This is a genomic window from Variovorax sp. YR752, from assembly GCF_943372545.1.
The window spans coordinates 1-12,985 of the sequence record NZ_CALRZC010000230.1 but is presented as its reverse complement, the minus strand read 5'-3'; the positions used below and the strand labels follow the sequence as shown (position 1 = coordinate 12,985).

The window sequence follows — 12,985 nt, the reverse complement described above, 5'->3', positions numbered from 1 at the left end:
CGACGTCTGGTACCGCAACTTCCACGGCTTCACCAGCCGCAGCGTCGCGCCCTACCACCAGGGCCTGCGGCGCCTGCCGGCCTACCTGCAGCAGCTCGAGATGGAGAGCAACGGCAAGCGGGTCGACCTCGACGGGCAGCCGCTGCCCTTCGGCACCAGCCCGGTGGTCTGGGGCGAACCGGGCACCAACGGCCAGCACGCCTACTTCCAGATGCTGCACCAGGGCACCGACGTGATCCCGGTGGAGTTCATCCTGGTGAAGACACCGACGCATCCGCTGGCCGACCTGCACACCAAGCTGCTGGCCAACGGCCTGGCGCAATCGCAGGCGCTGATGCTGGGCAAGACGACCGAACAGGCGCTGGGCGAGACCGCGCCGACGGCCTCGAAGCAGCTGGACGCGAGCACGGTCGCGAAGCACCGCACCTTCCCCGGCAACCGGCCGAGCACCACGCTGATGCTGGACAAGCTGACGCCGCGCTCGCTGGGTGCGCTGATCGCGCTGTACGAGCACCGCGTCTTCACCAGCGGCGCGCTGTGGGGCATCAACAGCTTCGACCAGTGGGGCGTGGAGCTGGGCAAGGCGCTGTGCAACGACCTGCTGCCGCGGCTGGCCTCGGGCGACACGAGCGGGCTCGACGCCTCCACGGCCGGGCTGCTGGCGCGCCTGAAGTCGTGACCATCGTCTTCGACTTCGGCGGCGTGCTGTTCAACTGGAAGCCGCCGGAACTGCTGGCGCGCCTGCTGCCGCACCGCGTGCCCGACGAGGCGGCGGCGCAGCGCCTGGTGGCCGACTTCTTCCAGGGCTACAGCGGCGACTGGGGCGACTTCGACCGCGGCACCGTCGAGCCCGGGCCGCTGGCCGAGCGCATCGCGGCGCGCACCGGGCTGACGGTCGAGGAGACCCGGCGCGTCATCGACGGCGTGCCGGCCGAGCTGACGCCGATTCCCGGCACGGTCGCGCTGCTGCGTGAACTGCACGCGGCCGGGCGGCCGCTGTACTTCCTGTCCAACATGCCCGAGCCCTACGCGCGGCACCTCGAGGCGACGCACGACTTCCTCGGCCTGTTCCGCGGCGGCGTGTTCTCGGCGCGCGCCGGGCTGTGCAAGCCGGAGCCGGAGATCTTCGCGCACTGCGTGCGGCAGCACGGCCTCGACCCGGCGAACACGCTGTTCATCGACGACGTGGCGCACAACGTCGAGGCGGCGCACGCGGCCGGCTGGCAGGCGCTGCAGTTCATCAACCCGCAGCAGTGCCGCGCCGCGCTGGATGCCGCTGCGGGGAAACCACCAGGCGATCGATAAGCCGCTACTACCCGGGCCGCCGCGCGCTGGCCAGAATCTTCGCTCGACCCCCCTGAACGGAGAGACGAGCGATGAGCAAGATCCTGATGCTGTGCGGCGACTTCGGCGAGGACTACGAGGTGATGGTGCCCTTCCAGGCCCTGCAGGCCGTGGGCCACACCGTGCATGCCGTGGCGCCCGACAAGAAGGCCGGCGACTACGTGATGACGGCGATCCACGACTTCGAGGGCCAGCAGACCTACAGCGAGAAGCCGGGCCACCGCTTCACGCTCAACGCCAGCTTCGCGGAGATCGACCCGGCCCGATACGATGCCCTGGTCGTGCCGGGCGGCCGCGCGCCGGAGTACCTGCGCATGAACGCGCGTGTCATCGAGATCACGCGGCACTTCCTTGCCGCCGACAAACCGGTGGCGTCCATCTGCCACGGTGCGCAGCTGCTCGCCGCCACCGGCCTGATCAAGGGCCGCAGGCTCAGCGCCTACCCGGCCTGCCAGGTCGAGGTGGAGCTGGCGGGTGCCGAGTACATGGGCATCGCGATCGACGCCGCGGTGACCGACGGCAAGCTCGTCACGGCCCCGGCCTGGCCGGCGCACCCGGCGTGGATCGGCCAGTTCCTGGCCGTGCTCGGCACGCGCATCAGCCTGTAGCATCCTGCTGCGCGACGCGCCGAGGAGCACCGCCATGTGCAAGATCTTCATCAGTGCCGACCCCGCCAGCTACGAGAGCCGCACGCGCTCGGTGCGCCTGCACGGCGTGGTCACCAGCATCCGGCTGGAGAACCTGCACTGGGCGGTGCTCGAGGAGATCGCCCGGCGCGACGGCATGAGCGTCGCGCAGCTGGCCGGCAAGCTGTACGACGAACTGGTCACCGAGCGTGGCGCGGTGGGCAACTTCTCGTCCTTCCTGCGCGTCTGCGCGCTGCGCTACGAGAACCTGATTGCGCAGGGGTTGATCCCGCGCGATGCAGCGATTCCGATCCGCAGCCTGGATGCGCGGCACGTGCTCGACGGCGAGGCGCAGAGGCCGCGTGCCATCGGCGCAGGCCGCGCGGCGCTGCCGGGTGACCGGCGCACGCTGAACTGAGGCGGTTCAGCGCGAGGCTGCCAGGCACAAGCCGGCCACGGCCTGTCGCGCGGCATCGAAGGCCTGCGCGAGCACGGCTTCCTTCCAGGGCTCGGTGTCGGTGTAGAAGGCGTCGCGCATGCGCTGCTTGATGGCGCTGCGCTGAGCGTCGTCCGCCTCGGGGTGGTTCTCCAGCCACTGGTCGGCGCGCAGCGCGTCCAGCACCTCGGTGATGGGCACCGTGCCGTACTCGAGTGCCATGCCGGTGCACTCGGCCTGCGGGCACTCCTGCTCGGCCGACATCCACATCAGCCCGGTCAGCTTCGCCGAGGTCGAGCTGCCGTCGTAGATCGAGGTCAGGCCTTCGCCCCACCAGGCACGCGCGCGGGCCAGCACGAGCGCGTCGTCGCGGCCGGCGAAGATGCGCTCGCCGACGCCGCTAGGCCCCAGGCCGGTGTGCAGGTCGATCCAGCCCAGCCGCGCGCAATGCTGGCCGTGCGACTGCAGCACATGGCGCAGCGTCACGTTGCTCCAGGTCGGATTGCGGCCGCCGTAGAAGATGCCTTCCGGGTGCTCGTGCTGGCCGCTGGTGACCGCCTGCTGGAAACCACGCATGCCATTCGTCGCGATATAGCGCGCGATCGCTGCATCGACTTCGGCCGAAGGCGGCCAGTGCGCCGGCACGATCAGCGCGGCCAGTTCGTCGTAGGCCGGGTTGGCCGGCAGCGGCTGCGAAAAGTCGTGGAAGTTGCGGTTGAGGTCGACGTTCTCCTGCGTGGTGCGCCGCCACCATGAGAAGCCGTGAGGGTTGAGCGCGTGCACGTAGAGCACGGCGACGCCCGAGTCGCGCAGCAGCCGGTGCCACGATGGATCGGCGAGCAGCGCATGCTGCACCCCCGAGCCGCAGAAACCTTCGATGCCATGGCAGCCGCTGCTGAGGATCAGCAGCGCGTCGGCGTCCTTGGCGCCCTCGAGCACCACGTCCATGGCCAGTGCCTCGCCGTCGCGGCCGAGCAGCGGGTGGACGTGGCTCTCGACGTCCAGGCCAGCCGCCTCGGCCGCGTCGACGAACAGGCGCCGCGCCTGCGCGTAGCTGTCGGCGAAATGCGCGGCGGCGGACATGCTCAGCGCCGCTGGGCCAGCCAGGCCTCGGCCAGCCGCACCCACATCGTCGCGCCCAGCGGGATCAGCTCGTCATTGAAGTCGTAGCTGGGGTTGTGCAGCATGCACGGGCCCAGGCCGTGGCCGCCTTCGCGGTGGCTGCCGTCGCCGTTGCCGATCAGGAAGTAGCAGCCGGGCTTCTCGAGCAGGAAGTAGCTGAAGTCCTCGGCGCCCATGGTCGGCTCGAATTCCTGCACGTTGGCCGTGCCGACCATGTCGCCGAGCACGCCGCGCACGAACCCGGTCTCGGCCGGGTGGTTGATCGTCGGCGGGTAGTTGCGCGCGAACTCGAACTCGCACTCGGTGCCGAAGGCCGCGCAGGTGTGCTCGGCGATGGCTTTCATGCGCTGCTCGATGAGGTCGAGCACCTCCAGCGTGAAGGTGCGCACCGTGCCCTGGATCTCGCAGCTGTCGGGCACCACGTTGGTGGCCTCGCCGGTGTGGATCATGGTCACCGAGATCACGCCGGCGTCGATCGGCCGCTTGTTGCGCGTGATGATGGTCTGGAAGGCCTGCACCATCTGGCAGGCCACCGGCACCGGGTCGATGCCGTTGTGCGGCATCGCGGCATGGGCGCCCTTGCCACGGATGACGATGCGGAACTCGTTGCTCGAGGCGAAGCAGGGGCCGGTCTTCAGCGCGAACTGCCCGGCCGCCATGCCGGGCCAGTTGTGCGCGCCGAACACGGCTTCCATCGGGAACTTCTCGAACAGGCCGTCGCGGATCATCTCGCGTGCGCCGCCGCCGCCTTCCTCGGCGGGCTGGAAGATCAGGTAGACGGTGCCGTCGAAGTTGCGGTGCTTGGCCAGGTGCTTGGCCGCGCCGAGCAGCATCGCGGTGTGGCCGTCGTGGCCGCAGGCGTGCATCTTGCCGGGGTGCTGGCTGGCGTGTGCGAAGTGGTTGTGCTCGGTCATCGGCAGCGCGTCAATGTCGGCACGCAGGCCGACGGCGCGATCGCTCGAGCCGTTCTTCAGGATCGCCACCACGCCGGTCTTGCCCAGGCCGCGGTGGATCGGGATGTTCCAGTCGGTGAGCTGCTTCGCGATCACGTCGGAGGTGCGAACCTCCTCGAAGCACAGCTCGGGGTGGGCGTGGATGTCGCGGCGAACGGCCGCAATGCTCGCCGCGTCGGCGAGGATGGATTCGATCAACTTCATCGGGCGCTCCGGCGCTGGGTCCGGGCGGATCTTACTGCCGGGACGACAACCCTTCGACCGGCGAAGCTGCCCCGCGGCGGCCCGGCCGCCGCGCTGTCCCGCTCAGCGCCGCACGTGGCCGTCGGCGGTCAGGATGGTCAGGTCCACGTACTTGGAGCCGGTGTGCTTGTTCGGCGCGAAGTCGACATAGAAGCCGCCGAGGTTGAGTTCGCGCAGCGACTCCAGGCCGCCGATGAGCGCGTCTGTCGTGCCCGCGCCGCCGGCGCGCTTCAGGCCCTCGGCGAAGGTCTTCGCCGCCACATAGCCTTCCATGCTGCTGTAGTTGGGCTCGAACTTGTCGCCCAGCGCCGCCTTGCCCGCCGCAAGGTACTCGCCGGACAGCGGCGAGACAGGCGCGTACGGGAAGGGCATCACCTGGCTGACCACGACGCCGCGCGCGTCCTGCTGGAGTTCGTCGGCCAGCGCCTTGGTGCCGACGAAGGAGACGTTGTAGAAGGTGCCGCCGAAGCCGGCCTTGCGCGCCGCGCGGATGAACGCGGCGCAGGACTTGTAGGCGCTGATCTGCACGATCGCGTCGGGTTTGCCGGCCAGGATGGACTTCACCGCCGCGTCGACGTCGACGGTGTTGCGCTCCACGGTGCCCAGGCCGGCAGGCTCCAGCCCCAGCGGCTTGAGCGCCCGGACCACGCCGTCCAGGCCGGCCTTGCCATAGCTGTCGTTCTGGTGGAACACGCCGATGCGCTTGATGCCGATGGCGGTGCTCTGCTTGACGATCTCGCCGGTCTCGTCGAAGTACGAGCCGCGCACGTGGAAGGCGTAGCGGTTGAAGGGTGCGCGCAGCGCCTCGGCGCCGGTGAACGGCGCGAAGAACGGCACCCTGGCCTGCGTGGCCAGCGGCAGCGCCGCCAGGCTGGTGGGCGTGCCGATGTAGCCGAACAGCGCGAACGCGCCGCCGTCGATCAGCTTCTTCGTGTTTTCGGCGCAGCGGTCGGGCTCGTAGCCGTCGTCCAGGCTCTGCAGTTCGATGGTGCGGCCGTTGACGCCGCCCCTGGCGTTGAACCTGTCGAAGTACAGCATCGCGCCGAGGCGGAACTGCGTGCCCAGCGCGGCCGCAGGCCCCGACAGCGCCGCCGACTGGCCGAGCACGATGCGGCCCGACGACTGCGCCCATAGCGGGCTGGCCACCCAGGCGGCGCCGAGGCCGCCGGCATGGCGCAGGATCTGGCGACGGTTCATCGATGCTCCTTCGCCCGCCACGCGGGACATGTGATCAGCGGCGGACCTTGCCGTCCTCGGTCAGCATCGACAGGTCGACGAAGCTCGAGGCCACGTGGTCCTTGGTGCTGAAATCGACGCGGAAGCCGCCGAAGTTCGCGTTCTGGATCGACTCCAGCCCAGTGACCAGCGCCTCGCGCGACGGGTTGCGGCTGGCGCGGCGCAGGCCCTCGATGAACACCTTGGCCGACAGGTAGCCTTCCATGCTCGAGTAGTTCGGCTGCGCGTCCGGGCCGGCCTTGGCCACCGCGTCGAGGTACTCGCGCGAGATCGGCGTGGTGGTCGAGAAGGGGAAGGGCATCACCTGGCTGACCATGATGCCGCGGCCCTCGCGGCCGAGCTCGTCGGCCAGCGCCTGCGTGCCGACGAAGGACACGTTGTAGAAGGTGCCGCCGTAGCCGGCCTTGCGCGCCTCGCGGATGAACGCGGCGCAGGACTTGTAGGCGCTGATCTGCACCACGGCGTCGGGCTGCTTGGCGACGATGTCGGCCACGGCCTTGGCCACGTCCACCGTGTTGCGCTGCACCGTGCCCAGCGCGATGGGCTCCAGCCCCTGGGGCTTGAGCGCGCGCTTGACGCCCTCGAGGCCGGCCTTGCCGTAGGCGTCGTCCTGGTAGAACACGGCGATCTTCTTCAGCCCCAGCGAGGTCAGCTGCTTCACGATCAGTCCGGTCTCGTCGTAGTACGAGGCGCGCAGGTGGAACACCCACTTGCTGAACGGGTCGCGCAGCACCTCGGCACCGGTGAACGGGCCGAAGAAGGGGATCTTCGCTTCGTTGATCAGCGGCAGCGCGGCCACGCAGGTCGGCGTGCCGACGTAGCCGAGCAGCGCGAACACATCTTCCTTGATCAGCTTCTCGGTGTTGGCCTTGCAGCGGTCGGGCTCGTAGCCGTCGTCCAGGGTGCGCAGTTCGACCGTCTGGCCGTTCACGCCGCCGCTGGCGTTGAGCTGGTCGATGAAGATCTTCGCGCCCTTGTTCATCTGGATGCCCAGCTGCGCCGCGGGGCCACTGAACGCGGCCGACTGGCCGAGCACGATGCGGGAAGACTGTGCCCAGGCGGGCAGGGCGAGAGTGGCGCCAGTGGCGGCCACGCGACGGATCGCGTCACGACGGTTCATGAGGTACTCCAACGATGCATGCGGGCTTCGACATGCCAAACCGCTTCGTGTGCGGCGGCCCGGTCGAGCCCCGACGGTTCTTTGCGCTGGCGCGGAGAATACGGCGATGGCCATTCCGTGACGCGGTGATCTGTCACTAAGTCGGTGTGTTCACAAGTTCGCTGTGCAATAGTTCGCGCATGAATCTGCCGTTCGTCCGTGCCGCCTGCCCGCACGACTGCCCCGACACCTGTGCCATCCGTGTCACCGTGCACGATGGCCGGGCGGTGAAAGTGCAGGGCGACCCCGATCACCCGCCCACGCACGGCGCGCTGTGTACCAAGGTGTCGCGCTACCCCGAGCGCACCTACCACGCCGAGCGTGTGCTGCAGCCATTGCGGCGAGTCGGCCCGAAGGGCAGCGGGCGCTTCGAGCCGGTTGGGTGGGACGCCGCGCTGGCTGACATCGCCACCCGGCTGCAGGCCATCGCTGCGAAGGATCCCCAGGCCATCGTTCCGTACAGCTACGCCGGCACCATGGGTCTGCTGCAGGGCGAGAGCATGGCGGCGCGCTTCTTCCACCGGCTCGGCGCCTCGCTGCTCGACCGCACCATCTGCGCCAGCGCGGGTGGCGATGCGCTGGCCGCCACCTACGGCGGCAAGGTCGGCATGCACCTGGCGCACTATGCGGACAGCCAGCTGATCCTGATCTGGGGCAGCAACTCGATCGCCTCGAACCTCCACTTCTGGACCTTCGCGCAGGCCGCCAAGCGCAAGGGCGCGAAGCTGATCTGCATCGACCCGCGCAAGACCGAGACGGCCGACAAGTGCCACCAGCACATCGCGCTGCTGCCCGGCACCGACGGCGCGCTGGCACTCGGCCTGATGCGCGAGCTGATCGTCAACGACTGGCTGGACCACGACTACATCGCGCGCCACACCGAAGGCTGGCCGGCGCTGCGCGAGCGGGCGATGGCCTGGACGGCCGAACGCACCGCCGAGGTCTGCGGCATCACGGCCGACGAGGTGCGCCAGCTGGCGCGCGACTACGGCACCACCAAGCCGGCGGCGATCCGCCTGAACTACGGCATGCAGCGTGTGCACGGCGGTGGCAACGCGGTGCGGCTGGTGGCCATCCTGCCCTGCCTGGTCGGCGCCTGGCGTGATGCGGCCGGCGGCATGCTGCTGTCGGCCTCGGGCTGGTTCAAGCGCTTCCGCAACGACGCGGCGCTGCAGCGGCCCGACCTGCTCGGCGCCCGCCGCCCGCGCACGATCAACATGAGCACGATCGGCGACGACCTGCTGCGCGAGAGTTCGTCGGCCTTCGGCCCGAAGATCGAAGCGCTGGTCGTCTACAACAGCAACCCGGTGGCGGTGGCGCCGGAGTCGCCCAAGGTGGTCAAGGGTTTCGCGCGCGACGACCTCTTCACCGTGGTGCTCGAACACTTCATGACCGACACCGCCGACCACGCCGACTACGTGCTGCCGGCCACCACGCAGCTCGAGCACCTCGACCTGCACACCAGCTACGGCCACACCTACGCGATGCTCAACGAGCCGGCAGTGGCACCGCTGGGTCAGGCGAAGCCGAACACGCAGATCTTCCGCGAGCTGGCCGCGGCGATGGGCTTCGACGACGCCTGCTTCCGCGACGACGACGAGGCGCTGGCGCGACAGGCCTTCACTGGCGAGATCGACTTCACCACGTTGCGCCGCGACGGCTGGGTGAAGCTGCCTTTGCCGGAGGCGCCGTTCGCCGACGGCGGCTTCCCGACGCCATCCGGCAAGTGCCTGATCGACGCGCCGGGGCTGGGCGTGCCCGATAACGTGCCCAACCACGAGTCCGCACGGAGCACGCCTGAGCTGGCGAGCCGCTACCCGCTGGCGATGATCTCGCCGCCGGCGCGCAACTTCCTCAACAGCAGCTTCGTCAACGTGAAGAGCCTGCGCGACATCGAGGGCGAACCGATCGTCGAGATTCACGAAGCCGACGCCGCGGCGCGCGGCATTGCCGACGGCGCGGTGGTGCGTGTGTTCAACGACCGCGGCAGCTATGTCTGCACCGCCCGCGTCAGCGAGCGCGCCCGGCCCGGCGTGGTCAACGGCCTCGGCGTGTGGTGGCGCAAGCTGGGGCGCGAGGGCACCAACGTCAACGAGCTCACCCACCAGCGGCTGACCGACATCGGCCGCGCGCCGTCGTTCTACGACTGCCTGGTGGACGTGGCCCCGCGGGTGTCGTGAGGCGCTGGGCGCTGATGGCCGGCCTGGGGCTGATCGGCACGCTCGCGCTGGCAGCGGCGAGTGTCTGCCTGACCAGCGGCTGCAGCTCGATCGGCTACTACGCGCAGTCGGTCGGCGGCCACCTGTCGCTGCTGCGCGCCGCGCGGCCGGTGCCCGAGGTGATCGGCGATGCGCAGGCCGAGGCGGCATTGAAGGAGCGCTTGGCGCTCAGCCAGCGCATGCGCGACTTCGCGGTCAGCGAACTGAAGCTGCCCGACAACGCCAGCTATCGCCGCTTCGCCGACCTGAAGCGCCCGGCCGCGGTGTGGAACGTGGTCGCCGCGCCCGAGCTGAGTCTGCAGCTCAGGACCTGGTGCTATCCGATCGTGGGCTGCGCCGGCTACCGCGGCTACTTCGATCGCACCGAGGCGGACAGTTATGCCACCGCATTGCGCGAAGACAAGCTCGAGGTCAGCGTCTACGGCGTGCCGGCCTACTCGACGCTCGGCCGCCTGCCCGGCGGCTGGATGTCGGACCCGCTGCTCAGCACCTTCATCCACTGGCCGGAAGGTGAACTGGCGCGGCTGATCTTCCACGAACTGTCGCACCAGATCGCCTACGCCGCTGACGACACCGAGTTCAACGAGTCCTTCGCCACCGCCGTCGAGCGCATCGGCGGTGCGCGCTGGCTGGCGAGGCATGCCTCGCCACAGGCGCGCGAGGAGTACACGAGCTTCGACGGCCGCCGCCAGGACTTCCGCGCGTTGACGATGGCCTGGCGCGGCAAGCTCGACACGCTGTATCGCTCGGCGGCCAGCGAGGCCGAGAAGCGCGAGCGCAAGGCGGCGCTGATGGCCGAACTGCGTGCCGAGTACGAGACGATGAAGCGCGAGCGATGGGCCGGGTTTTCCGGCTATGACGGCTGGTTCGCGCGCGCCAACAATGCCTCGTTCGGCGTGCTCGCCGCCTACAACGCGCTGGTGCCCGACTTCGAGCGGCTGTTCCAGCGCAGCGGCGGGGACTTCGAACGCTTCTACGCCGAGGTGCGGCGCCTGGCCGCCCTGCCCAAGGCCGAACGCCGTGCCGCGCTTTCACAGACAGGAGACTGATCCATGCCCGACATCCGCATCCAGCGCAAGCACGCGCTCGGCCTGGCCAAGGCACGCGAGATCGCCTGGCAATGGGCCGAGGAGGTGGAGAAGAAGTTCGACATGGAGTGCACCGTGCTCGAGGGCGAGACCAGCGACACGGTGGAGTTCACGCGCTCCGGCGTGAACGGCCGCCTGATCGTGGCGGCCGACCACTTCGACCTCGATGCCAAGCTGGGCTTCCTGCTCGGTGCCTTCAGCAAGACGATCGAGGGCGAGATCGAGAAGAACCTCGATGCGCTGCTGGCCAAGGGCAGCAAGGCGGCCGCGAAGAAGGCCGCCCCGAAGAAGAAGTAGTCGCTGGCGGGCCGAGCGCCGGGCCGCCCCGAGCCGGCCCGCGCGTTCCCGCGGGGGACCGGCCGGCGTACTCGTCGGCCGAGGGGCAGGCTATTCCTTCAGGCCTTCGATCAGGTCGACGTATTCCTGCATCGCCTCGTCGGCCGACTTGCCCTTCAGCTCGTTCCAGGCATCCCACTTGGCGCGGCCGACCATGTCGGTGAAGCCCGGGCGCTTGCCCTCGACGTCGCCGGCGGTCGCCTGCTTGTAGAGCGAGTAGATCTTCAGCAGCGTCTGGTTGTCGGGTTTCTCGGGCAGGTTCTTCGAGTCGGCCACCGCCTGCTCGAACGTCTTCTTGAGGTCGGCCATGAGAGCGTCTCCTGTGGGTGAAAATCGCCATTGACGGTGCCGATGTTACCCAGCATCTTGGCCCACCCCAAGAACGCCACGAGGAGATTCCCGATGTCGCAATCCGCCGAGCGCATGTCGCGCGTGGACACCGCGTGGCTGCGCATGGACAACGACGTCAATCTCATGATGATCGTCGGCATCTGGCTGCTCGAGCCCGGCATCAGCTACGAGGCGCTGTGCCAGCGTGTGCAGGACAAGCTGCTCAAGTACGAACGCTTCCGCCAGAAGGTGGTGCAGGACGCGATGGGCGCCACCTGGGTCGAGGATGCGCACTTCGACCTCCACCACCACGTGGTGCGCGAAGTGCTCGAGCGGCGCAGCGGCCGATCGGTGCGCGAATCGCTGCAGGCGCGCGCCGGCGAACTCGCCACCACGCCGCTGGACCCCAACCGCCCGCTGTGGCAGTTCCACCTGGTCGAGCACTACGACGGCGGCAGCGCGCTGATCGCCCGTGTGCACCACTGCATCGGCGACGGCATCGCGCTGATCTCGGTGATGATGTCGATCACCGACGGCGGCATGGACCCGCCGCAGCGCAGGAAGCGCGAGCAGCCGGACGAGGCGCACGAGGAGGACTGGCTGTCCGAGGCGGTGCTCAAGCCGCTGACCGACATCACCATCAAGGCGATCGGCATGTACGGCAGCGGCGTGGCCAGGTCGATGGACATGCTGGCGCACCCGCAGCAGCCGCTGCTCGGCTCGCTGGACATGGCGCGCGTGGGCTACCAGGTGATCAGCGACGTCGCCGCGCTGGCCATCATGCCGGACGACTCGCCGACGACGCTCAAGGGCAAGCCGATCGGCAGGAAGGTCGTCGCCTGGAGCGAGCCGATGCCGCTGGAGACGGTCAAGGCGATCGGCAAGGGCCTGGGCTGCTCGATCAACGACGTGCTGCTGGCCTGCGTGGCTGGGGCGATCGGCGCCTACCTGCGCGAGCAGGGCAACGATCCCGCCGGCAAGGAGATCCGTGCGATGGTGCCGGTCAACCTGCGCCCGCTCGACGAGGCCTGGAAGCTCGGCAACCGCTTCGGCCTGGCGCCGCTGGTGCTGCCGATCGGCATCGACAATCCGGTCGAGCGTGTCTACGCGGTGCGCCGGCGCATGAGCGAACTCAAGGGCAGCTACCAGCCCTTGCTCGCCTTCGCGGTGCTGGCCGTGGCTGGCTTGCTGATCAAGCCGGTGCAGGACGCGCTGCTGGGCATGTTCGCGAAGAAGACGACGGCGGTGATGACCAACGTGCCCGGCCCGGCCAAGCCGCTGAAGCTGTGCGGCTCGACACTGCGCCAGACGATGTTCTGGGTGCCGGCCTCCGGTGACGTGGGCATGGGCGTGAGCATCCTGACCTACGGCGGCGGCGTGCAGTTCGGGTTGATCACCGATGCCGGCCTGTGCCCCGAGCCGCAGAAGATCATCGCGCGATTCGAGCCGGAGTTCGAGAAGCTGCTGCTGCTGACGCTGATGCTGCCTTGGAACTGAAGCGCGCGACCGCCGCCGTGGCGCGTGCCGGCACCGGCATGCGACTGCTGTGGTTCAACCTGCTGCTGATCACCTTCGTCGTCGGCCTGGTGATCGTGTCCCAGGCGGCGAGCCGGCGCAACTTCCTCGAGCGCGCCGAAGTCGCCACCGACAACCTCGCCGCGGCGCTGGCGCAGAGCGTCGAGGCCGAGATCGATCGTGTCGATGTCGGCCTGCGCAACGTCGTGTTCGACCTCGAACAGGACCTCGGCGCCGCCGGAACCCTCGATCCGGCGCGCGTCGAGGCCCTGCTCGACCAGCAACTGACCTTGCTGCCTCAGCTGCAGAGCATGCGCGTCGCCGATGCACAGGGCGTGGTGCGCTACGGCCGCGGCGTGGCGGCGGCGCCGCGCCCGG

13 protein-coding genes and 1 pseudogene are annotated in these 12,985 nt (G+C 69.3%); 9 read left to right on the top strand and 5 right to left on the bottom strand.

All coding sequences use genetic code 11. The features are described 5' to 3' along the window. The 4 genes and pseudogenes from AAG801_RS34095 to AAG801_RS34080 all read left to right on the top strand — a co-directional run. Positions 1-679: pseudogene (locus AAG801_RS34095) on the top strand (glucose-6-phosphate isomerase); the annotation flags it as partial. Then, positions 676-1,305 carry an HAD family phosphatase gene (locus AAG801_RS34090; RefSeq protein ID WP_341892398.1) on the top strand — a complete coding sequence of 210 codons (630 nt, stop codon included), beginning with the start codon at positions 676-678 and terminating at the stop codon, positions 1,303-1,305. The pseudogene AAG801_RS34095 and the gene AAG801_RS34090, both read left to right, overlap by 4 nt. Before the next feature lie 71 nt (positions 1,306-1,376). Further along, positions 1,377-1,952: a DJ-1/PfpI family protein gene (locus AAG801_RS34085; RefSeq protein WP_341892397.1), complete on the top strand. Its 576-nt coding sequence runs from the start codon at positions 1,377-1,379 to the stop codon at positions 1,950-1,952. A 34-nt stretch (positions 1,953-1,986) separates the two neighbouring features. Continuing rightward, positions 1,987-2,388 (top strand): ribbon-helix-helix domain-containing protein, encoded by a 402-nt coding sequence (locus tag AAG801_RS34080; RefSeq protein ID WP_341892396.1) that lies wholly within the window; start codon positions 1,987-1,989, stop codon positions 2,386-2,388. Positions 2,389-2,394: 6 nt separating this feature from the next. Here AAG801_RS34080 and AAG801_RS34075 read toward each other — a convergent pair whose 3' ends face one another. The 4 genes from AAG801_RS34075 to AAG801_RS34060 form a co-directional block, all read right to left on the bottom strand. Further along, the gene (locus AAG801_RS34075) at positions 2,395-3,489 is read right to left on the bottom strand and encodes a M14 family metallopeptidase (RefSeq protein WP_341892395.1); all 1,095 of its coding nucleotides are present in this window, start codon (positions 3,487-3,489) and stop codon (positions 2,395-2,397) included. A 2-nt stretch (positions 3,490-3,491) separates the two neighbouring features. Continuing rightward, positions 3,492-4,685, bottom strand: coding sequence for a M20 aminoacylase family protein (locus AAG801_RS34070; RefSeq protein ID WP_341892394.1), 1,194 nt, complete (start codon positions 4,683-4,685; stop codon positions 3,492-3,494). A gap of 102 nt (positions 4,686-4,787) precedes the next feature. Beyond that, positions 4,788-5,921, bottom strand: coding sequence for an ABC transporter substrate-binding protein (locus AAG801_RS34065; RefSeq protein WP_341892393.1), 1,134 nt, complete (start codon positions 5,919-5,921; stop codon positions 4,788-4,790). A 34-nt stretch (positions 5,922-5,955) separates the two neighbouring features. Beyond that, on the bottom strand, positions 5,956-7,080 hold the full coding sequence (locus AAG801_RS34060) for an ABC transporter substrate-binding protein (RefSeq protein ID WP_341892392.1): 1,125 nt from the start codon (positions 7,078-7,080) through the stop codon (positions 5,956-5,958). Positions 7,081-7,259: 179 nt separating this feature from the next. Between AAG801_RS34060 and AAG801_RS34055 the strand changes: the two genes are divergently transcribed. Genes AAG801_RS34055 through AAG801_RS34045 form a run of 3 tightly spaced genes read left to right on the top strand, consistent with a single transcriptional unit; the run spans position 7,260 to position 10,723 of the window. Beyond that, on the top strand, positions 7,260-9,299 hold the full coding sequence (locus tag AAG801_RS34055; protein WP_341892391.1) for a molybdopterin oxidoreductase family protein: 2,040 nt from the start codon (positions 7,260-7,262) through the stop codon (positions 9,297-9,299). 14 nt (positions 9,300-9,313) lie between these two features. Next, positions 9,314-10,387: an aminopeptidase gene (locus AAG801_RS34050; protein WP_341892399.1), complete on the top strand. Its 1,074-nt coding sequence runs from the start codon at positions 9,314-9,316 to the stop codon at positions 10,385-10,387. Between the two features lie 3 nt (positions 10,388-10,390). Then, positions 10,391-10,723 (top strand): polyhydroxyalkanoic acid system family protein, encoded by a 333-nt coding sequence (locus AAG801_RS34045; RefSeq protein WP_341892390.1) that lies wholly within the window; start codon positions 10,391-10,393, stop codon positions 10,721-10,723. Positions 10,724-10,813: 90 nt separating this feature from the next. On the opposite strand, the gene AAG801_RS34040 is transcribed toward AAG801_RS34045, so the two are convergent. Beyond that, positions 10,814-11,071, bottom strand: a complete 258-nt coding sequence (locus AAG801_RS34040; RefSeq protein WP_341892389.1) for an acyl-CoA-binding protein — start codon at positions 11,069-11,071, stop codon at positions 10,814-10,816. Between the two features lie 93 nt (positions 11,072-11,164). On the opposite strand from AAG801_RS34040, the gene AAG801_RS34035 reads away from it, so the two are divergent. After that, positions 11,165-12,589 (top strand): wax ester/triacylglycerol synthase family O-acyltransferase, encoded by a 1,425-nt coding sequence (locus AAG801_RS34035; protein WP_341892388.1) that lies wholly within the window; start codon positions 11,165-11,167, stop codon positions 12,587-12,589. Then, the coding region (locus AAG801_RS34030; RefSeq protein ID WP_341892387.1) for a hypothetical protein at positions 12,580-12,985 on the top strand (406 nt) is incomplete at its 3' end. The genes AAG801_RS34035 and AAG801_RS34030, both read left to right, overlap by 10 nt.